The organism is Qipengyuania sp. L-5Y (genome assembly GCF_056859455.1).
The window spans coordinates 1-20,684 of sequence record NZ_JBSXOM010000019.1; the positions used below are offsets into that span (position 1 = coordinate 1).

At 61.2% G+C, this 20,684-nt stretch carries 22 protein-coding genes; 6 read left to right on the forward strand and 16 right to left on the reverse strand.

The genetic code is table 11. The features are described 5' to 3' along the window. The 3 genes from AC13F2_RS02405 to AC13F2_RS02415 form a co-directional block, all read left to right on the forward strand. Positions 1–123 (forward strand): IS3 family transposase (locus AC13F2_RS02405; protein WP_482963953.1); only part of this gene is annotated, 123 nt, incomplete at its 5' end. Positions 124–203: 80 nt separating this feature from the next. Continuing rightward, positions 204–509 (forward strand): reverse transcriptase domain-containing protein, encoded by a 306-nt coding sequence (locus tag AC13F2_RS02410; protein WP_482963954.1) that lies wholly within the window; start codon positions 204–206, stop codon positions 507–509. A 943-nt stretch (positions 510–1,452) separates the two neighbouring features. After that, positions 1,453–2,796: a hypothetical protein gene (locus AC13F2_RS02415; RefSeq protein WP_482963932.1), complete on the forward strand. Its 1,344-nt coding sequence runs from the start codon at positions 1,453–1,455 to the stop codon at positions 2,794–2,796. 242 nt (positions 2,797–3,038) lie between these two features. Here AC13F2_RS02415 and AC13F2_RS02420 read toward each other — a convergent pair whose 3' ends face one another. Next, complete coding sequence (locus AC13F2_RS02420) at positions 3,039–3,737, reverse strand: helix-turn-helix transcriptional regulator (RefSeq protein WP_482963933.1); 699 nt, start codon at positions 3,735–3,737, stop codon at positions 3,039–3,041. A gap of 163 nt (positions 3,738–3,900) precedes the next feature. On the opposite strand from AC13F2_RS02420, the gene AC13F2_RS02425 reads away from it, so the two are divergent. Continuing rightward, positions 3,901–4,503 carry a LuxR C-terminal-related transcriptional regulator gene (locus AC13F2_RS02425; RefSeq protein ID WP_482963934.1) on the forward strand — a complete coding sequence of 201 codons (603 nt, stop codon included), beginning with the start codon at positions 3,901–3,903 and terminating at the stop codon, positions 4,501–4,503. Positions 4,504–4,525: 22 nt separating this feature from the next. On the opposite strand, the gene AC13F2_RS02430 is transcribed toward AC13F2_RS02425, so the two are convergent. The 11 genes from AC13F2_RS02430 to rlmN all read right to left on the reverse strand — a co-directional run bounded on the left by AC13F2_RS02430 (position 4,526) and on the right by rlmN (position 14,625). Next, positions 4,526–5,047, reverse strand: a complete 522-nt coding sequence (locus AC13F2_RS02430) for a septal ring lytic transglycosylase RlpA family protein (protein ID WP_482963935.1) — start codon at positions 5,045–5,047, stop codon at positions 4,526–4,528. A 900-nt stretch (positions 5,048–5,947) separates the two neighbouring features. Continuing rightward, positions 5,948–7,162 (reverse strand): argininosuccinate synthase, encoded by a 1,215-nt coding sequence (locus AC13F2_RS02435; protein ID WP_221597587.1) that lies wholly within the window; start codon positions 7,160–7,162, stop codon positions 5,948–5,950. 119 nt (positions 7,163–7,281) lie between these two features. After that, positions 7,282–7,545, reverse strand: a complete 264-nt coding sequence (locus tag AC13F2_RS02440; protein WP_103023245.1) for a DksA/TraR family C4-type zinc finger protein — start codon at positions 7,543–7,545, stop codon at positions 7,282–7,284. Positions 7,546–7,613: 68 nt separating this feature from the next. After that, positions 7,614–8,909 (reverse strand): class I SAM-dependent methyltransferase, encoded by a 1,296-nt coding sequence (locus tag AC13F2_RS02445; protein WP_482963936.1) that lies wholly within the window; start codon positions 8,907–8,909, stop codon positions 7,614–7,616. 109 nt (positions 8,910–9,018) lie between these two features. Beyond that, on the reverse strand, positions 9,019–9,759 hold the full coding sequence (locus tag AC13F2_RS02450; protein WP_482600227.1) for a molybdopterin-dependent oxidoreductase: 741 nt from the start codon (positions 9,757–9,759) through the stop codon (positions 9,019–9,021). Beyond that, positions 9,756–10,421, reverse strand: a complete 666-nt coding sequence (locus AC13F2_RS02455) for a cytochrome b/b6 domain-containing protein (RefSeq protein WP_482963937.1) — start codon at positions 10,419–10,421, stop codon at positions 9,756–9,758. Before AC13F2_RS02455 ends, AC13F2_RS02450 begins: the two co-directional genes overlap by 4 nt. Beyond that, positions 10,418–11,188: an SDR family oxidoreductase gene (locus AC13F2_RS02460; RefSeq protein ID WP_482963938.1), complete on the reverse strand. Its 771-nt coding sequence runs from the start codon at positions 11,186–11,188 to the stop codon at positions 10,418–10,420. Before AC13F2_RS02460 ends, AC13F2_RS02455 begins: the two co-directional genes overlap by 4 nt. A 103-nt stretch (positions 11,189–11,291) precedes the next feature. Continuing rightward, positions 11,292–11,735 (reverse strand): glycine zipper 2TM domain-containing protein, encoded by a 444-nt coding sequence (locus tag AC13F2_RS02465; protein WP_103023250.1) that lies wholly within the window; start codon positions 11,733–11,735, stop codon positions 11,292–11,294. A gap of 137 nt (positions 11,736–11,872) precedes the next feature. Next, positions 11,873–12,514 carry an MOSC domain-containing protein gene (locus tag AC13F2_RS02470; RefSeq protein ID WP_482963939.1) on the reverse strand — a complete coding sequence of 214 codons (642 nt, stop codon included), beginning with the start codon at positions 12,512–12,514 and terminating at the stop codon, positions 11,873–11,875. Positions 12,515–12,712: 198 nt separating this feature from the next. Next, entirely contained in the window at positions 12,713–13,336 is a 624-nt protein-coding gene (locus tag AC13F2_RS02475; protein WP_482963940.1) for a class I SAM-dependent methyltransferase, read from the reverse strand. Positions 13,337–13,371: 35 nt separating this feature from the next. After that, a complete protein-coding gene (gene rlmN / locus AC13F2_RS02480; protein ID WP_482963941.1) occupies positions 13,372–14,625 on the reverse strand; it encodes a dual-specificity RNA methyltransferase RlmN in 1,254 nt (417 codons plus the stop codon). 288 nt (positions 14,626–14,913) lie between these two features. On the opposite strand from rlmN, the gene AC13F2_RS02485 reads away from it, so the two are divergent. After that, a complete protein-coding gene (locus AC13F2_RS02485; RefSeq protein WP_103023253.1) occupies positions 14,914–15,579 on the forward strand; it encodes an outer membrane protein in 666 nt (221 codons plus the stop codon). 57 nt (positions 15,580–15,636) lie between these two features. Here AC13F2_RS02485 and AC13F2_RS02490 read toward each other — a convergent pair whose 3' ends face one another. The 3 genes from AC13F2_RS02490 to AC13F2_RS02500 are packed head-to-tail and all read right to left on the reverse strand — an operon-like array spanning position 15,637 to position 18,547. Then, a complete protein-coding gene (locus AC13F2_RS02490) occupies positions 15,637–16,119 on the reverse strand; it encodes an invasion associated locus B family protein (protein ID WP_482963942.1) in 483 nt (160 codons plus the stop codon). Continuing rightward, on the reverse strand, positions 16,112–16,591 hold the full coding sequence (locus tag AC13F2_RS02495; protein ID WP_103023255.1) for a GreA/GreB family elongation factor: 480 nt from the start codon (positions 16,589–16,591) through the stop codon (positions 16,112–16,114). The genes AC13F2_RS02490 and AC13F2_RS02495 overlap by 8 nt, the downstream gene beginning before the upstream one ends. Before the next feature lie 21 nt (positions 16,592–16,612). Further along, positions 16,613–18,547 (reverse strand): lytic transglycosylase domain-containing protein, encoded by a 1,935-nt coding sequence (locus AC13F2_RS02500; protein WP_482963943.1) that lies wholly within the window; start codon positions 18,545–18,547, stop codon positions 16,613–16,615. 104 nt (positions 18,548–18,651) lie between these two features. Between AC13F2_RS02500 and dapA the strand changes: the two genes are divergently transcribed. Beyond that, positions 18,652–19,533 carry a 4-hydroxy-tetrahydrodipicolinate synthase gene (gene dapA / locus AC13F2_RS02505; RefSeq protein WP_103023256.1) on the forward strand — a complete coding sequence of 294 codons (882 nt, stop codon included), beginning with the start codon at positions 18,652–18,654 and terminating at the stop codon, positions 19,531–19,533. Here the strand turns inward: dapA and AC13F2_RS02510 are convergent. Next, positions 19,530–20,603: a succinylglutamate desuccinylase/aspartoacylase family protein gene (locus AC13F2_RS02510; protein ID WP_482963944.1), complete on the reverse strand. Its 1,074-nt coding sequence runs from the start codon at positions 20,601–20,603 to the stop codon at positions 19,530–19,532. The two genes, dapA and AC13F2_RS02510, sit on opposite strands and share 4 nt — an antisense overlap. Between the last annotated feature and the right edge of the window lie 81 nt (positions 20,604–20,684).

Consider the following 20,684-nt stretch of genomic DNA (forward strand, 5'->3'; position numbering starts at 1 on the left):
AGACAGGATGTGTTCGATTACATCGAGATGTTCTACAACCCGATACGCAAGCATGTGAGAAACGGGATGCTGTCACCCGTAGAGTTCGAACGGCAGCAGATGATGAGCACCGAGGGCGTCTAGAAAACTAGGGGCTATTCATTCGAACTTCGGTTCGGTCGAAGTCTGGTTCGCTCATTAGGCAAAATCTTAATCCTCACGGCATCCCTCAAGGTACTCCGCTTTCGGGCCTTTACGCTAATATAAGTATGCTCGACGTAGATGCGAAACTTTATAGATATGTCAGGTCACTGAGGGGCAGCTATCGACGCTACTCAGACGACATAGCGGTGGTCATTCCCGGCGCTGTGGATCCTAAAACTGTTATCGCGAAGATCGAAGAAGTTCTACAAGAGGTTGGATTGCACCTAAGCAGCAAAAAGACCGATACCAGTTCATTCTCTGTCGTTGGAGACAGAATAAAAGCCACTAAGCCCTTTCAATATCTCGGTTTCACTTTTGACGGTTAACGTAAACTCATTCGCCAGTCATCTTTGACCCGCTATTACACAAAAATGCATAATGGAATACGGGCGAAAGTACGAGCGGCCAAAAACAAAGGGGTCGCTCGGGAAGAGATATACCTTCGGGAGCTCTACCGAAGGTATACACATTTCGGTAAAGATAGAAACTTTCCGAGGTATGCCTATCGCGCAGCACGTATTTTGGACGCGCCAGAGATCGGAAAGCAGTTGAGGAACCATATGGGCGCGTTTCGGACTGCTCTTAAATATTATTTGGACCGCGCTTACGATTAGATGTTTATCAAAAGAGTGATTGTTCGAAGCAGTCAGTGAAACTTTAGCTAAAGTCGTCCCAACGAAGAAAGTTGGAATTACTTTCCTGTCCTAGATGCACTGCCTTGTATAACTGGATCGGTTCTCTGCCACTGTGCCTACAGGTGGACCCACATCAGTCGTTCTGCTTTCGCCCTCCAACGCCGGGCGTGACGTGTCAGCGTCGCTTGGCTTTGCGGCATAAGCCGCGGCGACCGGTCGACCTTGCCTCTCCTATCGGCTCGGGACTTTCGCCGATCGAAATTGCGGGAGCTGCCGCATGAAAGCGGACAACATCCCACCCCCGCTAAAGCCCCTAATCACGCATTAATGGCCACAACGCCAAAACCTGCTATATAGCCGTCATCGCCGGACCGATCACGGGCCTTTCGGTGACTGAGAGAAGCTTCGGCATTGCTCCCGCCTAGCGTAGTGGAGCGGTCGCATGCCCACCCAAGTCTTTATACCCCTTCTCGTCGTGACGGCGTTCGTCAGCGCGTGGCTTCTGGGCGAGTGGATTATCCGCCACCGTCGCTCCGGCAGCTAGGCGCGCCGCCGCGCGCGAAAAAGGCGCTGTCCTACACGCGATTATCTCTATAGCTGGACCGGTTCCCTTCCACTTTCGCAAGGTGAACCCATGTCCTTCATGCCCGCCCGTCAGGGTCGTTTCATCTCCGCCGCCGAGCTTGCCGAGGCCGAGGCCGCCAGGCGCGCCGAAACGCGTGCCAAAGCCGCCAAAGCGTCTGCCGCTCCCACACCGGAAGACCCCGCCGAACCGCGCGCCCGCAGCGGCGCGGCGCTGCGTCAGCGCGGGGAAGGGCGGGGCGCTCCGCCTCCACCCTGCGCAGAACCCGCGCCTGCCCCTGCCGACTTCACCCCTGCCGCCGCGGCATCGCCCGATCCCGCGCCCGCCGCATCGCCTGCGCCCGCCAGTTTCCCCGCGCTGGTCGAGGATCTGCTCGGCGACGAGACGCGCGCCCCGCAAACGCAGTTCACGCTCGACCTGCGTATCGCCTTTCTCGAAGCGCTGGCGGTCAGCGGCAGCGTGCGCTCCGCCGCGCGGCGGGTGAAGGTGTCGCACCAGAGCGTCTATCGTGCGCGCCGCTCCAGCGCTCCCTTCGGGCGCGCCTGGGATGCGGCCATGGTGATCGCGCGCGGGCAGGCGGAGGCGCTGCTGGCCGATTACGCCATGTCCGGGGTGGAGGAGGAGGTCTGGTATCACGGCGAGATCGTCGGCACGCGGCGGCGCGTGAGCGACCGGCTGCTGCTCGCCCATCTCGGCCGTCTCGACCGCATGCGAACCGACGCGCGGATAGAGGCGCTGGCGGAAGATTTCGACGGCCTGCTGCTCCGTATGCGCGCCGGCGAGCCGATCGACGTGAATCTGGGCGAGGGGGCCATGCCCGCCGCCGCCGGTCCCGACACCTCCGCTCGCCCTCAGCCTGTCGAAGGGCATGGCCCAAACCACACCCCCGGCACCCCGGAGATTTTATCGCCTGGACAGTGTAACACCCGGTCCATGTCTGCAGCGGAGGATGCCGCGCCACCGCGCGAGGAACGCCATCCCGACGAACCGCCTTGCGACTGCATCGCCGCGCGCAACGGCACCGATGGCGGCAGGCCGCATTACCGCATGGGCAAGGACGGCTTCGAACCCGTGCTGAGCGCGAAGGGGGAGGGGCCATGCTGCGGCGAGCCGCGCTGGCCCGCCTGCCGCGCCTGCCCGCATTACCCGCCCGTCGCGCGTCTGCTCAACGAGATGGAGGACCGGCGCCCCCTCGATGCGCCTGAGCCGGACGAGCTGGGCGGCGATCCTGCGCAGATCGAGGAATGCCAGATTGCCGCCTTCGAGGCGGGGGACGAGGACTGGTGGCGCTACGGCGTGGACTTCGTCGCCTACGCGAAGAACGAGTTCGGCGACTGGGCACCCATCGAGGACCAAGACGAAGCGGACACGGGCAGGGCTTCCGGGCTGAAGTAGGGCGCTGGCGAGGGGCTTGCGGCGGCTCCGGCCTTGCCCGCAGATAAACCGCTGCCGCATCTCGCAACCGCAGCACGTTTCGTCGCAGGGGCGGGATAGCGCTGCCGGGCGGGGCATTGGGTGGGTGATGGACCCGGCTGCGGGGCGAGATGATCCCTCCCCTCCCTCACGAACCCCGCGGCCGGCTCCTCCCTCTCCCCCTCACGATGATGCAAGCAGGCAGGGCCGGTGCGCCGGTTCGCTCAGACCGAGATGATGCCGAACTTCACGCCCTTGACTGCCGCGGCGGACCGGTCGTTCACCTCCAGCTTGGCGAACAGCCGCTGGATATAGGTCGATACGGTGGGCAGGCCGATGTTGAGGATCGATGCGATCTCCGAATTGGTCTTGCCGTGCGCGATCCAGTGCAGGATCTCCACCTCGCGCGGCGCCAGCTTTGGGAACACGCCCTGCTGGTTGATCCGGTCCAGCTGCGTGTGCGCCGCCTGCATGATCGCCTGCAATTCGTCGATATCGGCGCGCTGCAGCACTTCGGGGCCCGTCACCTGTCCCAGCGCAAAGATGCCCATCTGCTGGTGCGATCCGAATGTGGGGATCAGGAAGCCGTCGGTAATTCCGCCCTCGCGCGCGCGGCCCACGAACTCGCGTTCCGCCGGCGTCAGCGTCCCGCTTTTCCACACGTCGCTCAGCTGGATCGGGTGCCGGTGCCGCGCCACATATTGGGGGAAGGGGTCGGACTTGCTCAGCCCCTCGTCGCGATAAATGTTCCGCCACGCCTCCGGCAGGCCGCGCAATTCGAAAACCATGGCGCCCGGCTCCTCCGTCGACGGCACCATGTACCCGAACCCCTCGAACCCCTGTTCGCGGAAATGGGCCCCGAGCATGTCGAGCAGCGAATCCCGATCGGGGCACGCCTTGATCCGTTTGAGCAGCTCGATCACGCGCAGATCCCTATGTCCGTCATGCGGATGACATTGATTCGAATGACATCCAATATCATGTCATACTGCACAATGTCTCGCATTCTTGGCACCTAATCAGTTACACGTAGTTAATCATTATGAACGGAAAGTTCATGGTGGCATAAAAAACAGGGTCGAAAACGTGCAAGACAGACAATTCATCGTGGTGGACCGCGACTTTTCTTGTCGCAATCAGCTCGCCCACAATCTCTCCCGCAAGGGTTACGTAATCCCCCTCGACCGCATGGAAGAGCTTGGTACGCAGCGTCCCAAGGATGCCTGGGTCTTCGTCGGCGACGATGGCGATCAGGTCGAAGCCGCGGCCGATGTGCTCGACCGTGAACTCGAAAGTTTTCCCCTTGTGGCCTACGGCCGCACCCCGCAGATGAGCCGCGTCCTCGAACTGACCAACGGCCCCTGCGTCGGCTATGTCCAGTGGCCCACCGACGGGATTGAATTCTGGCGCAGCTTCGAAGCGCTTGAAAAGCGTATTCCGCTCCGCTCGGAAGCCGCCCAGGTCGCCGCTCGCGCCCGCCGCATGCTCGCGGTCCTTACCGATCGCGAACGCGAAATCGCGGAAGGCATCTCGCAGGGGCTGTCGACCAAGGAAATGGCCGAACCGCTCGGCATCAGCCCGCGCACCATCGAGGTGCACCGCGGCAATATCCTCGCCAAACTCGACGCGCGGAATATGGCGGGGCTGGTCCGGCTCGTGGTTGAATCGGAACTGTCGACGGCCAGCTGACCCGCCGGGCGGGCAGGGGCTGTTACGCCGCTAAATCCAGAACGGCGAGTTCTACCGTTCCGCTTCCCGGGCCGATCAGCCCGAGTTCCGTCGCCGCAGCGCGGCTCACATCGATGACCCGGTTTCCATGGAAGGGCCCCCGGTCGTTGATGCGGACCGTCACCGTTTTCCCGTTACGCGGGTTCGTTACTTCGACCAGGCTGCCGAATGGAAGCGTCCGATGCGCTGCCGTCATCGCGTTCATGTCGAACTTTTCGCCACTGGCGGTGGGCCGACCATGGAAGCGGCGGCCGTAATAGGAAGCGACCCCACCCCCGATCGCCGTAGCGACAGGCGATGCATCGACGGGTGGATCGATATGCGACAGGTCGATGGCATTGGCCGCCGGTGCCGGCGCAGTCGGAAGCGCCGTGCGCGCGACCAGATTGGCGTCGAACGCGGCACTGGCGGTCGCGGTGTTGGCGTTCTCACGCGGCTGAGCCGCGGTTGCGGGCAGCGCAAGGGCTGCAAGAAGTACTATGCTGCGAAGCGCGCGATTGGCCATAATTCTGGACCTCCCGTTCGGTTCCGGCGTCTATACGGGAGCCTTTCGCAGGAGTCCTTAACACGGCAGCCAACTGCCCCATTCGTGCCACAGTTCATCGTAGATCGGGAACGACAATGCGCTTTCCTACCGTATTTCGTGGCTGATAGGGGCGACGGATACCAAAGCTGGTTCCATGATTCCCGCTCCCATTTTCCGGTCGCGGCAAAGCAAATGGGGCCGGCATTGCTGCCGACCCCACTCTCACCGATGCGTGGTCATGTCCGAAGACGAGAACTTGGCATCCGATGTTTTCCCTTCTGAGCATCCGAAGATGTTCGTCCGGTTCTGTCACCGGCGCTCGCACCGGCATCCGGTTCCGTCCGGCGGCCTACCCGGTCGAGTGCGCCAGGTCCGAGGACCCTCGCTTCTGTCCCAGGCCGGCCAGCGATGGGCGGCACCGAGATCGCGCTTCCCATAATGGTCGTTCGCTTTCATCAGCGTCATGGATCCAGTCCGAAGACCTTTTCTTCTGATGCTTCATCAGCAGACGACCGGTTAGCCCGATCCATAAAAGAAGTTTTCTGTGCTCCGTCATCGACCCACTTGCGTCAGACCGAAGTCTTCAGCACGTCAGTCTCTGGAAACACATGGACAGCTTCTTCCATGTCTTCCCGGTTTGGATATTCTCCGTAATTTCAAGCCTTTAGGCTCTCAATTTCGTCGAATGTCCGTGCCGTTCCGATGACTTGAAGCTGCTCCCGATGCAGTGATTCGTCCAGCGTGCAAGGCGCGAGTTATCCACTTTCCCCAGATTTGCTTGTGGAGGAAGGTGGATAACCAAACACTTTATCGCAAAATCATAATGTCAGAGGACTTGGCGACGTAATATTACACTGCCTTGAGCTCTTGTCAGCGTAATTACCGATCGCGTTTTGCGAGAAGGCGGAGACGCAGAGCATTGAGCTTGATGAAGCCTTCGGCGTCTTTCTGGTCATACGCGCCCGCGTCATCTTCGAAGGTCACATGGGCTTCGGAATAAAGCGAGTTGGCCGATTTGCGCCCGACGACCATCGCATTGCCCTTGTATAGCTTCAGGCGAACGGTGCCCGATACCTTTTCCTGACTGAGGTCCACTGCGGCCTGCAGCATTTCACGCTCAGGACTGAACCAGAGGCCATTGTAGACCAGTTCGGCATAGCGCGGCATCAGCTCGTCCTTGAGATGTGCGGCGCCCCGGTCGAGCGTGATCTGCTCGATGCCGCGGTGGGCCCGGGCATAGATCTCTCCGCCGGGCGTTTCGTACATTCCCCGGCTCTTCATCCCGACAAAACGGTTCTCGACCAGATCGAGGCGGCCGATGCCATGTTTGCGACCCAGATCGTTGAGCGCTGCGAGCAACGTTGCAGGGCTCATCGCCTCGCCGTTCAAAGCGGTGCCATCGCCTTTTTCAAAGTCTATAGTGATGTATTCGGGCGTATCGGGCGCATCTTCCGGATGGTCGGTGCGCGAGTAGACGTAATCCGGGGTTTCCTCCCACGGATCCTCGAGCACTTTGCCTTCAGACGAGGTATGAAGAAGGTTCGCGTCGGTCGAAAAGGGGCTTTCACCGCGCTTGTCCTTGGGCACGGCGATCTGGTGCGCTTCCGCCCATGCGATCAGCGCGGTCCGGCTCGTAAGGTCCCATTCGCGCCAAGGAGCGATGACCTTAATGTCAGGATCGAGCGCGTAAGCCGAGAGTTCGAAACGGACCTGGTCGTTGCCCTTGCCGGTCGCCCCGTGGGCGATTGCGTCCGCGCCGGTTTCATGAGCGATTTCGACGAGGCGCTTGGAGATAAGCGGGCGGGCAATGCTCGTACCGAGGAGATAGTCGCCTTCATAACGGGCATTTGCCCGCATCATCGGAAAAACGAAATCACGCACGAACTCTTCACGCAGATCTTCGATGAAAATGTGCTGGTCCGGAATTCCCATCGCGCGTGCTTTTTCACGCGCAGGCTCGATTTCCTCACCCTGACCAAGGTCTGCAGTAAAGGTGACCACTTCCAGTCCGCGCTCTACCTCGAGCCATTTGGCGATGACGGAAGTATCCAGACCACCGGAGTAGGCGAGGACGACGCGTTTGATATCGGACATGGGGGCACCTTGCTGTTACGCGCGCGCCGCTAGCAGGGGGAGGGGGCGCTAGGCAATCGTTTCACGCTTTGCCCGTCTAAAGCTGAAATGCTCACACGCTTCATGGGCGTGCGCCAGCATCAGCGCAATTGACTGTCCTTGCTTCCCCGGCGGTTGATGCCCGAACTGCGCGCGTTCGCATCACGGCCAGACTGGCAGGCAACGCACCGCTTGACGCCGGGAAGGGCTTCGCGGCGTTTCTCGGGAATCTCCTCCCCACATTCAACGCACCACCGCTCGCTTTCGCCTACCGGCAGACGTGCACGTGCTGCGCTCACCGCGTCGGACACGGTGTCGTCGATCTGGTCCTGTACGGCGCCATCGCGCGCCCAACCGCCTGCCATGAAAGCTCTCCTTCTCTTACAAAGGTAGGAAAGAAAACGAGATAATCAAATCAGGGGAGGCAGGCGTATTACTCGGCAGCTTCGCGCAAAGCCGGATCGAGATGCCATTGTGGCACATTGCCCTCGTCGGCGGCCCGGAGCCGTGCGCTTTCCGCTTCCAGATATTCGCGGGTCATCGGAATGGCTTCGCGATCCTTCACATACTGGATTTGCCAATTGACCATATTGCCGTGCCGAAAGCTCTGCTCTGCCCCAGCCAAATAGAATAACCACATGCGATAGAAGCGTTCGTCGTACAGTTCGACGATCTCTTTTTCGTGAAGGACGGTGCGGTTGTACCATACTTCCAGAGTGTGACTGTAATGGAAGCGCATCGCTTCGACGTCCGTTACCTCCCAGCCGAATTTCTCGCTCTGGCTCACGAGTTCGGAGAGGGCCGGGATGTAACCGCCGGGGAAGATGTACTTGCGCGTCCATTTGTCGGTAAATCCGGGAGGGCCTGCGCGGCCACAGCAGTGGCTCATCATGACGCCCTTGGGCGCCAGCAGACGTGCGGTGTGTTCGAAGAACTGCGGGTAATGCGGCGTGCCGACATGTTCGAGAAGGCCGACCGAACTGATCCGGTCGAAGCTTCCGGTAACGTCACGATAATCCATCAATTCGAACCGCACACGGTCGGCCAGGCCAGCTTCCTCGGCCCGCTCCTGGCAGAAAGCGATCTGATCCGGCGCGAGAGCGACGCCGGTGACTTCCACATCGTAATGGCGTGCGAGGTAGAGCGCGAACCCACCCCAGCCGCACCCGATATCGAGAATTCGCTGGCCCGGCTGCACGTACATCTTGGCGGCTAGATGCGCCTTCTTGTCGAGCTGTGCCTTCTCGAGCGAGGTCGTGGCCGGATCGCCACGGTAATAGGCCATGGTGTACTGACGGTCCTCGTCGAGGAAGCGCTCGTAAAGCTCACGAGTGAGATTGTACGTGTGTTCGGCGTTCTTGCGCGCCTTGTCGCGCGGATTGAGGCTGTCGACTGTCGCGAGCAGTTTCTGGGCAGCCTTGCGCAGCGGTCCCTGCGGTTTCAGCGCCCGTTCGCCATCACCTTTGGCATTCTTGGTCACGAAGAGGACGAGGTCGCGAATATCGTGCGGCTCTTCGACATGAAGCCATCCCCACATGAAAGCTTCGCCCGCGCCGACCTGAGGGTAGCGGGCAATGTGATTGGCCGCTTTCTTGTCGGTCAGGCGGATGTGCAGGGGGGGCTCGCCTTCTGAAGCGGAACCGTACTCATAGGTCGCGCCATCGTAATCGGTGACGACCATCCGGCCCTGCTTGATCGCGGCTTTCAAAAATTTATCGAGCAGCCACATCTGAGGCGATCTCCCTTGTCTGAATTAAAGGCGTCTGTGGGGCACCGGGGGAGGGCAAGTCAATCGAAGCGGGATCGCGGAGCAGAAGGGGCAGCAATGCCTAGATCGATCAGATGCCTGCATACCACTGGTATCCGGCGCGGTCTTCCCAGTAACCGCCTTTGCCGAGGCCCACATCGTCGAGACTGGCGACGGCTTCGATCCCCGTCAGATATTTCGCGTGCTTGTAACCAAGCTGTCGTTCGATCCGCATCCTGAGCGGGGCTCCGTTGCGCACCGGAAGCGCCTGACCGTTCAGCGAGTGAGCGATGATGGTTTGCGGGTGGTACGCATCGATCAAATCGACGCTTTCGTAATAATCGCCGCCGTTCAGATTATCGGCGCAGCGAAAGATCACGAACCTGGCATCGTCGCGCAATTCGGCAGCGTCGAGCAGCACAGAAAGTTGCGGCCCGGTCCATTGGCCGATCGCGCTCCAGCCTTCCACGCAATCGTGGCGGGTGATCTGGGTGCGCTGGGGAAGCCTGCGGATGTTCTCAAGGCTCAGGCTGAGCGGATTTGCGACCAGCCCGGTCACTTCAAGGCGCCAGTTGGCAAAGCCTTCCTCGACATGACGGGGATAGTCGCCGTTTTGCGGATCTGTCGAGCCATTGCCGCGGAAGAAGGGCGAGATGGCGCTGGCCGGATATTCCGGAGCGAGAGCGTCGCGGCTCGTCAGCAGGCGCTGGGCATTCTTGTGCCAACTGTCGGCGGCATCCAGAACCGCTTTGCCCGCGTTCGTTTCGGCTATCCGGTTACATCCGGCGACCAGAGCCGCGCCCGCAGCGACGAGGAAATTGCGACGCTTCATGCCTTGCGCCCTCCCGTAATCATGTCTCGCATCTGGCGGATGGGTCCGGAAAGAATGACCAGCAAAACGTGCAGGATAAAGAACCCGGCGATCGCGAAAGCGAAGATGAAGTGCAGGCTCCGGGCCGACTGTCGTCCACCCAGAAGGTCTACCAGCCATCCGAAGGTCGGCTCCATACCGGGGCTGATGGAGATGCCGGTGAAGATCATCATCGGTAGGAACACACCCAGGACGAGGCCATAGGCGAGTTTCTGGAGGAAATTGTACTTCCCTTCGTGATGATCGAAATTGAGCTTGAGATGTTCGACGACATCGCGCCAGATTGCGGAAGGTCGCCATTCCCTGCGTCTCGTCACGATATCGCGTTTGAAATGGCGATTGACCATCATCGCGATCCACATGAACAGCAGGCCCAATGCGAAAGGCCATGCCATCAGAATGTGCCAGTCCCGCGCAACGGCCAGGCTGTAATACCCCGGTATCGTCATCCAGTCGGGAAAGCGCGGCACCATAAGCCATGCCTGACTGGCTTCGAAGCCCCAGTCGCCCCAGTACAGCCGACGATGCGCGTTCGAGATCGTCAGTCCCGACATGAACAGGACGACCACGCACAGCAGATTGAGCCAATGCCAGAGCCGCGTGCTGAGGGCGTGTCGTTTCATGCGTGCCGTTCCTCCCGGGCAAGGTAGATTACGTCGCGTGGCTGGGAGAGCAGGTGCTGCCCGCTGTCGCAATATAGCGTCTGTCCGCTGGCGAGATGACCTTGCGCGAGGAAAAGGGCGGCCTGCGCCACCTCGTCCTGGCCCGTCTTGCGCTTCAGCAGGTTCATGCGGTGGGAGATTTCGGTTTCCTCTTCGCGCTGATCGTGACTGGCAAGAATGGCGCCGGGGGCAAGGGCATAAACCCGGTCGTCCGGCCTGGCGGCGCCCATGGCCAGCATCGGGACCGTCGATGCCAGCGCGTGCTTGCTCATCGTGTAGCTGAAGAAATCCGGGTTGGGATTGGCGATCTTCTGATCGGTAATCTGGATCACGCGGCGTCCGGCAACTGCACGTGCCGAGCACAGATAGGCCTGCGCCATGAGGGCGGGGGTGCGAGCGTTGATCTGCATCGTGCGTGCATTCGTGGCAGGATCGAGAAAGGTTACATCGTCGGCTTCGAAAATGGCCGCGCAATTGACCAGTGCCGGCCAGTCGGACAGGCGGGCGCTCAGTTCGGTGATCATCTGCGCAGTGGCCGCGTCATCTGCGAGATCGCACTGCACTGTTTCGGCCGAGGAGAGACTGTCCGCCAACGCTGCGGCGTCTTCCCGCGAGGTTCGGTAATGGATCACCACATGCCATCCGGCGTTGCCGAATGCCCGCGCGATCGCCGCGCCGATACGTTTCGCGCCTCCCGTTACGAGAACTGCTGGCCTGGCATCACTCATCGCCGCCGACCATAGCGGCACGCCCGGCAAAGAAAAGGCGCGCCGCCACCGATGGTTCGGTAGCGGCGCGCCGCGAGACCGGTTTCCCGATCAGATCCAGCGATTAGCGGCAGCTCAGGCTGCCCCTGTCGATTTCGCGACCGACAACGCCGCCGACGACACCGCCGAGGATCGCGCCGAGGGTACGATCACCGCGGCCGGCAATTTCGTGGCCGGCAAGGGCGCCGACGCCTGCACCGATAACGAGGCCGGTAGTGCCGTTATCGCGCTTGCAATAATAGCGACCGTCATTGCCGCGCCACATGCGGTCACGGCGGCTGATGCGGCGGGGTTCGTAGTAACGGCCGCGATCGTCATAGACCCGGCCACGGCCGCCACGATAACGACGGTCACGGTCGTGCAGGGCCGCCACGGTCGTGGTCGGGGCAGACGTTTCAACCAAGGCGCTTGCCGAAGTGAAAGGGGCGGGTGCAATTTCGACAGCAGCGGCTGGAGCGGCGATTGCTGCCAGCGAACCTGCGGCGATACCAAGGGCGATCCTGTTCATCTGAAATCTCCTCATTCGTGATTTGTGTGTGGATGACGCTCGAAATCGCCAGAGGCTCCACAACGTCCGATGAACGATCTGTTGTCCTGCCAAAAACGCGATGAGCCGAGCCAAAACACAGGACCAGCCGCTGGTTTTCAGAGCTTTCGGGACAAGGAAAGGCGTACCGCTTCGCTCAGCTTTTCGAGCATGCAAATCTCCTCGAGCTGGTCTGGCGCGGGCTTGAAGGAAGGATCGTAAAGCGCCGCGAAGAGGCGTGCCACGGTCCAGTCCGTCTTGCCTTCATCGACCTTCGTCAGATGATCGCCTGACTGCGCGATGCCTTCTTCGATGACGCGGTAATACCAGCCGCTGATGTGCGTCTTTACGATATGCGCAACCATGCCTTTCCGGCCGAAGCGATGTTCGATCTTCCAGCATGGTTTGCGGGGTTGGCTGACCTCCAGCAGAGCTTCGCCAAGACGGAAACGGTCACCGATGCGGACGTCGGTTTCGACGAGGCCCGTAACCTCGATGTTTTCCCCGAAGGCGGCGGGACCTGACAGCAGATCGTGGCCGCCGAGCCATTCGGCCCATGCGGAATAGTGGTCGTGAGGATAGTGATGCACGGCCATGTCGGGGCCGCCATGGTGCTTGGTGTCGGCGACCATGTCCCCTTCGAGCCCGAAGCTGCGGATCATGACCGGACCCTCCGCAGGCCGCTTGTCGATCGCACTGAGTTCGGCGCCGTTGAAAGGCCGGGGCTGGCCCGTGCACAAGGCTTCGACCACAATCGTCATGCGCAATCCCTCATCCGTCCCGATGGTTCGAGACCCGCACGGTAATAGACATGGACCACATGGACCACTGTCCAGGGCACAAAAATGTCAGCTTGCGAAAGGCCCGGGAACGCGCAGTTTTCCTGAGGGTCCGAGAGTGCCATCTGCCCGTTTCAGCACAGGAGAGGGGTGTAGGAAAGCGCTTAGACCCATAGAGGATCAGGACGGGCGCCGGGTCGTCAAGGCCATCCAGTCGCGCGGTGTTCCATCTGCGCCTTGTCCGGGGAAGATTTCCACACCTTCTATGGCGAAGCCGGCGTTGTAATAGCTGTCTTCGAGCCATTGCGGGTCGGGGAAATTATGTAATCGTCCGAGCAGATCGCGACCTTCGCCATTCCCGAGTTTGTAGCTTGCGAAGTGCCACCCACAGGGGCGCAGCGCCCGGCGGATTGCTGTTAGCAGGGTCGGTAGATCGGACCGTGCGACATGAAGCAGGCAAGCATTGGCCCATACCGCGTCATAATCGTCATCTGCCATGAGCTCGTCGAAACGCATCACCCGCGCACCAACGTCATAGTGCTCGTTAGCCTTTGCGACCATTTCAGGGGTGCCGTCCGTCGCATCGACATCGAACCCGCGTTGGATCATCCGCGCAGCATCGCATCCGGCCCCGCAGCCGAGTTCCAGAACCTTTGCGCCAGCTTTCAGGCGATCGAGGAATGCGTCCAGATGTCGGCTCGGCTTCTGAGCGAAGTCGCGCGTGTATTGCGGTGCGTTGGCACGGTAAAACGCGAGTGTGGCCGGATCAGCGGTAATCCCAACCTCCAACTTCAGTACGACCAAACCGCACTCCCGCGGCAGTGGCCAGCAAGTTGATCTCAGGCCGTCGCGGCTGATTCCAATGCTTCGGCCGCTTCGCGGTCGCGCTGGGCGCGGCTTTTCTTTTCTGCGGCGGTCTTGAGCTGGCCGCAGGCCGCGTCGATGTCGCGCCCGCGTGGGGTGCGAACGGGTGCGCTGATGCCGTGTTCGAACACGATTTCGGAGAAGCGCTTCACCCGTTCTGGCGTCGAACATTCGTAGGGCGCACCGGGCCAGGGATTGAAGGGGATGAGGTTCACCTTCGCCGGCAGTTTGTAATGCTTAAGCAGGCGAACAAGTTCGTGCGCATGCTCGTCGGTGTCGTTCTTGTCCTTGAGCATGACATATTCGAAGGTGATGCGCCGCGCATTCGACGCGCCCGGATAGGCGGCACAGGCTTCGAGCAATTCGTCGATGCCGTATTTCTTGTTGAGCGGCACGATCTCGTCGCGGATTTCCTTGGTCACCGCGTGGAGCGAAACCGCCAGGTTCACGCCGATCTCTTCCCCGCAGCGTTCCATTGCCGGAACGACACCGCTGGTCGAGAGCGTGATGCGCCGTTTCGACAAAGCCAGGCCTTCGCCATCCATGACGAGCTTGAGGGCACCTTTGACATTGTCGAAATTATATAGCGGTTCGCCCATTCCCATCATTACGATGTTGGTCAGCAGCCGGCCATCGGAGGTGTATTGGGCGCTGTCTTCTTCCACTTCGAGACCCGCCATCGAACCCTTGGGCCATTCGCCCAGTGCGTCGCGTGCCAGCATGACCTGACCGACGATTTCACCCGGAGTGAGATTACGCACGAGGCGCATCGTCCCGGTGTGGCAGAAACGGCAGTTCAGAGTGCAACCCACCTGGCTCGATACGCAAAGCGTGCCGCGGTCGGCATCGGGGATGAAGACCATTTCGAATTCCTGGCCGTCCGACGTCCTGAGCAGCCACTTGCGCGTGCCGTCGGTCGAATGCTGGGCTTCGACCACGTCCGGCCGGCCAATGAAGAAGCGTTCGGCAAGCCACGGGCGCATGGTCTTGGCGATATCGGTCATCGCTTCGAAATCGGTCACGCCGCGATGGTAGAGCCAGTGGAAGACCTGCTTGGCACGCAGTTTCGCCTGCTTGGCGTCGAGGCCCGCTTCGTCGAAAAGTTCGCGGATACGGTCCTTGGGCAGACCGATCAGGTCCACGCGGCCGTCTTCGCGCGGCGTGATGTCACGCGCGACGGGAACCGGGTCGATCTGCCCGGGAATGCTCATCAGTGTCGTCTGTGTCATGGGAGCGCCCCATATAGAGCGTGGAGGGGGATTTGGCCACATTGAAGAATTGCGGGAAAATTACGGACGCCGAGCAGGGTTCCGACAGGTGAACGCTTTCACTCCGCAGCGGGAGAACGGTGCGCAAATTTCTGCGTTTCATCCCGGGAGGCACACGCCCGGTCCGTAATAATGTGTCCCTAATGCAACATATTCTTGTTGTGTTACGTTAATGAAACTCGCCAGCGGAACCACCGTTTTCCTAGTCCACGCGATGCAAAAATCGCGGGTTAAAAAACGGAGTATATAATGAACAAGACAACAGCTCTTCTCGTCGCAGGAACCATCGCCGGCATGTCGGCCCCAGCCATGGCGCAGAGCACCGATGGCCAGTTCACCGGCTTTCGTGCAGGTGTGACCGCGGGTTACGACGCCGTACAGGCCGGTAGCAGCGTCGACATCGACAACGAGCCGAACAACAACGACCAGTCGATCGACGGTCTCGCCTATGGCGTGGTCCTCGGTTACGACGTGGACCTTGGCGGCGCGGTTGTCGGTGTGGAAGGTGAATACACCGACTCCACGGCGAGCACCAACTTCGACGACGGCGATTTCGAAGGCTTTGGGCTGGGTGAAGTCGACGCTGGCCGCGATCTCTACATCGGCGCGCGCGTCGGTGCCAAGATCGCACCCGATGCCCTGCTGTACGCAAAGGGCGGTTACACCAATGCCAAGCTGAACATCCTCAGCGACTATGGCACGGTCGAAACCGATCGCGACTTCAAGCTCGACGGCTGGCGCGCAGGTGCAGGTGTTGAATATGCCGTCAACCCGAACACCTACGTGAACCTCGAATATCGTTATTCGAACTACAGCGACGCGAACATCGAATTCGCCGACGGCAGCACCAGCCGCAACTTCGATGTCGACCTTGACCGCCACCAGGTCATGGCAGGCGTCGGCATGCGCTTCTAAGCCATTGCGCCATTAAGAAGGGGCCGGGGAGCTTGGTGCTCTCCGGCCCTTTTTTTGTCAGCGTCGCGAACAGGAAAGCGTTGCTGCATCCATCGCGGTGGCCGCGCCGGACAGGGAATAGCTGTCGGAGAAGCGACGGCCGTTGGTGCCGGTAGCGCGGACGGTCATGCGGCTGGCCGACCGCATCGCTGCAACGATAGCGGCATCCATCGTGCGGTCTTCAGCCCAGGCATCGCCGCCGCCGCCGGTCAGCTGGAAACTCTTGGTGCCGATGGAAAGCGTAATGCGGGGCCGCTGCGCGAGCTGGCGCGAGAGGCGGAAATGAACCTGCCCGCGGATATTCTGGCGCGGCCAGGTACCGATGGTGGCGAAGGGTTCAAAATCGCGGCGCGCGCGGCTGTCTTCCGGCATCGCGATGGCATAACACCGCGGTAGCGAGGGATCGCGAAATGCCCCCCAGTCGGAAAACACGCCGAGGCTGTCCTTCGCTGCGAGAGGCGCAGCCAAGGTAAGCGCGGCGACTGCGATCAGTTTACGCATAGGCGATCGCAACGATTTCCCATTCCTTCGCGCCGCCGGGCAGATTGACGTTGCGCAGATCGCCGACCGACGCGCCTTTCAATGCCCGGGCGAGAGGAGACGACCAGCCGATGCGCCCGGAGCTGGCGTCCTGTTCATCGTCACCGACAAGGGTGACGACCCGTTCATTATCATCCTCGTCAGCCAGAGTGACGGTGGCCCCGAAAAAAGCCCGTGACTTGTCGGGCTGTTCGACGGGGTCGATGACCCGCGCGGTCTTCATCCGGCGTGCAAGGTGCGACAGTTCGCGATCGATTTCGCGCATGCGCTTGCGGCCATAAAGATAATCGCCGTTTTCGCTGCGGTCGCCATTGCCCGCCGCCCAGCTGACTATCTCGACGATTTCGGGCCGTTCGGTGCCAAGAAGATGGTCGTAACGGGCCTTCATCGCGGCATAGCCAGCGGGCGTGACGGGATTGGATTTGGGCTGCATGGGCTTGCGCCCTAGCGCAAATCAGCGGCGCAGGTAATTCCCGATATCGCGTTCATAGCTGGACGATTTGTCCGGATGCATGTTGGCATAGCTGACCGCGTTTCCGATCACGCGCATGACATAATAGCGCGTTTCGAAATTGGACGGGATCTGTTCGATCCAGGTAACCCAGTCGACCGAGCCATTGCGCGGGTCGCCATTGGCCGCGAGCCACTGGTTCACCCGCCCCGGGCCTGCATTATACGCCGCGATCGCCAGGGGGTAGGCGCCGCCGTAACGGTCCATCAGGCGGGCGAAGTGCGCATCGCCGAGACGGATATTGTAGCTCGGGTTGGCGGTCAGATCCGCCGACATGTAGCTGACCCCGATCTTGCCCGCTTCTTCGCGTGCGGTTCCGGGCATCAGCTGCATCATCCCGCGCGCACCGGCATGGCTCACACGGTTGCGGTCAAATTCGCTTTCCTGCCGGGCGATGGCATGAACCATCGTCCAGTTTGCGCCCGAATGGGTCTGCACGGTCGGATAGCCGAGGCGTTCGAAGCCCTTGAAGCCGTGTTCGCCCGCCACGAGGCCTGCGACGACCGCCATTTCGTCCATACCGGTCTGTTCAGCCAGCTGACCAACGAGAGCCATTTCGCCGGGTGTGTCCGCCTTTTGGGCAATGGCTTCGAAGAAGGCCCGTTCGGTCCGCCAGTCGCGGCGATTTCGGGAAATCGCCCGCAGCGCACCGGTCAGCGGATCGGCTTCGAACGCAGCGCGTTCGGCCGAACTGGCAGCGGGGACATTCGCGAATGTGGGCATGAGTCGGCCAAGCTCGCTGAGGGCGAGCTGTCCGTAATACCAGTCCGGATATTCGGCGGCCATTTCCCAGTAACGTTGGGCACCGGCACGATCACCGGCGCGGGACGCGGCACGGCCGGCCCAATAGAACCCCTTCGAACGGGTCAGCGGCGTCTTGGCCGCAGTACCGTAGCGGTAGAACAGCGGCGCGGCCTGGGCGCCGTCACCCATCGACCACAATGCCTTCGTACCGCCGAGCCACATGAGATCGGTATATTTGTCGCGCAGAGTGAAGGAGCCGTCCGAAATGTCCGTACCGGGCGCGAAGACATCGTCGATTTTCGACGCGATGCTGACAGCCTGCGCGGAACCCGCGCTCTTGGCCACGGCCAGGGCTTCGCTGACGAATTGCGTGCCATCGAAGGCAGGCGCCGCAAAGGATGCGCGGGTCGAGAGCAGGTTGACCGCTTCGTAGGGCTGGCCCGAATTGCGATAGTAGCGTGCAAGATTGTAAACGTAACCGGCGTCGGTCATCGCGTTGGGGGGAACCGGAACGCCTGCCTGCGACGGCGTGCTGCCCTGAAGCATGGCGAGCCGTGCCTGCGCGGTCGGACGATAGGCGGGCGATACGCGCACGATATGGCGCGAGGCGGCTTCGTAATTGCCCTGCCACAAAAGCGCATCCATCCGCGCGTCCTGATCTTCGGGCGCAAAACGCGCGCCGAACAGGCCCTGCATGTAGAGTTCTGCCGGGCCGCTCATCGTGCCGCCACGCCAGGCTTCGCGTGCCACCTCCAGCGCTTCGGGACGATCCAGCGACGCCAGCGCCAGGGCGTAACGCGCCTTGCCGCTATTGGTGAGGGGCGGGTGCCGGTCGAAGAAGGAGACGAGCGTCTGCGGAGACGGCGCGTCGCGATCCAGCGCAGCTTCCGCCCGCCGCTGGAGCAAGTCCTGCTTGGGGAAATCGGGATAGCTGTTGATGAAGCCCGCGTAGGAAGAGAAGGGCAGGTTTTCCTGACTTGTCAGATATTCCCACTGACCGACCGCCTGATCGAGGCTGCCCGGCTGCTGCGCGACAAGGCTGGTGCGCGCATTGTCCTGTGCCTGAGAGATTGAAGGGAATGCCAGCGAAGTGCCGAGCACAAGTGCGAGAGTGAAAACTGTTTTACTGCCCATGCTGGACATAGTGCCCGGCCCCTCCTTATCAGGCGCTGAATGAATTATGGCGCGTGCCGCCAAAAACTGCCTTGTTTCATATCTCTAACGCAGGACTCACGTAAATGTTTTCAGGCTCGATTCCGGCTCTGGCGACTCCTTTTCGCGACGGATCGTTCGACGAAGCCGCTTTTCGCAAGCTCGTCGACTGGCAGATCGAGAACGGGAGCAAGGGATTGGTGCCCTGCGGCACAACGGGCGAGGCATCGACCCTGTCGAATGCAGAGCACCACCGGGTGATCGAAGTCTGCATCGAACAGGCGGCCGGGCGCGTCCCGGTGATTGCCGGCTGCGGTTCCAACGACACGCGCAATGCGCTGCTGCACATGCAGTTTTCGAAGAAGGCGGGGGCCGCGGCCGGACTGTGCGTCGCACCCTATTACAACCGGCCGAGCCAGGCGGGGCTTATCGCCCATTTCAGCTTTCTTGCAGAAAACAGCGACCTGCCGATCGTTCTCTACAATGTCCCGGGACGGACGGTGACGGATATCGAGGACGAAACGGTCGTCGAACTGGTCCGCAAATACCCAGATCGGATCGTGGCCATCAAGGATGCGAGCGGCGACCTTTCCCGCGTCGCGGATCACCGGATGGGGATCGGGCGCGAGTTCTGCCAGCTATCCGGCAATGACGAATTGTGGCTGCCGCATTCGGCCGCAGGCGGATCCGGATGTATTTCGGTGACCGCCAATGTCGCCCCGGCGTTGTGCGCGGAATTCCACGATGCCATCGCAGCGAACGAGCTGGTCAAGGCACGGGAACTCAACGACCGGCTGTTCCCCTTGCACTATGCGATGTTCTCCGATGCCAGCCCGGCACCGGCGAAATATGCGCTCAGCCGGGTACACGACTGGTTTTCACCCGATGTCCGCCTGCCGCTGTGCAATGCCAGCGAGGCGAGCCGCAAGGCGGTGGACGAGGCGCTCGAGATTGCAGGACTGATCTAGAGCACTTCGTCTTCGTCGAGCAATGGCGCGGCGGGGAAGGGCGGATCGCTGACCGCCAGCGCTTCGACGATACTGTCGGAATGTTCGCCCGCGTGATTGAGCGCGTCGACTTCAGCGATATGGAATAGCGCATCGCCCTGATTGACGATCGGAAGCGTCGCATGTCCGATGATCACGCCGTCCGATGGGCTGACAAGCTTGATCGGGTCCTCTCCGAAGAGGCCGCCGACGAATGCCAGCGGTTCGCCCTTGCGCACGGCGTCGCCCGATTTGTGGATGCGGCGACTGACCCCGCCGCGCGGGGCGCGGACCCAGCTTGAACGGTTGGACCGCAGCGGCACATGGACATCTTCCAGGCCGTCTTCCGCATCGATCATTCCGATATGCGCAAGCACCCGCAGAACGCCCGCCACGCCGACATTGAGGGCGAAACGGTCGAAGCGAAGCGCTTCGCCTGCCTCCAGCAGGAGCATCGGCGTCTCGCGTTCGTGGGCAAGGGCGCGCATCGAACCGGGCCGCAGTGGGCTTTCTATGATGATGGGCGCGCCGAATGCCATGGCGAGTTCCGACAGATAGGGACTGCCAGAGGCAATGCGTATCTGCGGCAAGTTGTAGCGATGGACCGCCGCCGAATGGATATCGATGCCCAGCGAGCAGCGATCGATGACATGGGTGAGGAAGCAGTGTGCCAGTTGAGCGGCAAGACTGCCATGCTCCGCGCCGGGGAAGCTTCGATTGAGATCGCGCCGGTCGGGCAGATAGCGGCTGTGCGCGGCAAAACCGTATATGTTGACGGCAGGCGCAAAAATGATCGTCCCTGCCAGCAGTTCGGGCGACAGGCGTTCGAGCAATCGCTGGATCACGGCTGTGCCGATGATCTCGTCACCGTGAATGGCAGCGCTGACGAAAACGCAAGGCCCACGCCGCGCGCCGTGCATCACGCGAAGGGAAAGAGCGGAGTTCAGTCCCGTCACCTGCTGGCTGACGGGAATGGCAATGGTCGCCTGCGTCCCCGGCGCGATCCGGCTTTCGTGAATGATGAAAGGTTCTGCGGAAGTTTCGGCGTTCATCTGCCTAATCGTCACAACGGCCAGCACCTTGGCAAGCGAAAAGCGTGGTCTGGCTGTTCCAGATGAGGGCGCATGCCACCT

Bases quoted from the DNA above. Each gene is read 5' to 3' on its own strand.
- rlmN (WP_482963941.1), bottom strand. From the start codon at position 14,625: ATGACACAGACGACACTGATGAGCATTCCCGGGCAGATCGACCCGGTT.
- AC13F2_RS02460 (WP_482963938.1), bottom strand. From the start codon at position 11,188: ATGAGTGATGCCAGGCCAGCAGTTCTCGTAACGGGAGGCGCGAAACGT.
- AC13F2_RS02510 (WP_482963944.1), bottom strand. From the start codon at position 20,603: ATGAACGCCGAAACTTCCGCAGAACCTTTCATCATTCACGAAAGCCGG.
- AC13F2_RS02485 (WP_103023253.1), top strand. From the start codon at position 14,914: ATGAACAAGACAACAGCTCTTCTCGTCGCAGGAACCATCGCCGGCATG.
- AC13F2_RS02490 (WP_482963942.1), bottom strand. From the start codon at position 16,119: ATGCGTAAACTGATCGCAGTCGCCGCGCTTACCTTGGCTGCGCCTCTC.
- AC13F2_RS02495 (WP_103023255.1), bottom strand. From the start codon at position 16,591: ATGCAGCCCAAATCCAATCCCGTCACGCCCGCTGGCTATGCCGCGATG.
- dapA (WP_103023256.1), top strand. From the start codon at position 18,652: ATGTTTTCAGGCTCGATTCCGGCTCTGGCGACTCCTTTTCGCGACGGA.
- AC13F2_RS02435 (WP_221597587.1), bottom strand. From the start codon at position 7,162: ATGTCCGATATCAAACGCGTCGTCCTCGCCTACTCCGGTGGTCTGGAT.
- AC13F2_RS02465 (WP_103023250.1), bottom strand. From the start codon at position 11,735: ATGAACAGGATCGCCCTTGGTATCGCCGCAGGTTCGCTGGCAGCAATC.
- AC13F2_RS02455 (WP_482963937.1), bottom strand. From the start codon at position 10,421: ATGAAACGACACGCCCTCAGCACGCGGCTCTGGCATTGGCTCAATCTG.
- AC13F2_RS02500 (WP_482963943.1), bottom strand. From the start codon at position 18,547: ATGGGCAGTAAAACAGTTTTCACTCTCGCACTTGTGCTCGGCACTTCG.
- AC13F2_RS02415 (WP_482963932.1), top strand. From the start codon at position 1,453: ATGTCCTTCATGCCCGCCCGTCAGGGTCGTTTCATCTCCGCCGCCGAG.
- AC13F2_RS02470 (WP_482963939.1), bottom strand. From the start codon at position 12,514: ATGACGATTGTGGTCGAAGCCTTGTGCACGGGCCAGCCCCGGCCTTTC.
- AC13F2_RS02440 (WP_103023245.1), bottom strand. From the start codon at position 7,545: ATGGCAGGCGGTTGGGCGCGCGATGGCGCCGTACAGGACCAGATCGAC.
- AC13F2_RS02430 (WP_482963935.1), bottom strand. From the start codon at position 5,047: ATGGCCAATCGCGCGCTTCGCAGCATAGTACTTCTTGCAGCCCTTGCG.
- AC13F2_RS02445 (WP_482963936.1), bottom strand. From the start codon at position 8,909: ATGTGGCTGCTCGATAAATTTTTGAAAGCCGCGATCAAGCAGGGCCGG.
- AC13F2_RS02450 (WP_482600227.1), bottom strand. From the start codon at position 9,759: ATGAAGCGTCGCAATTTCCTCGTCGCTGCGGGCGCGGCTCTGGTCGCC.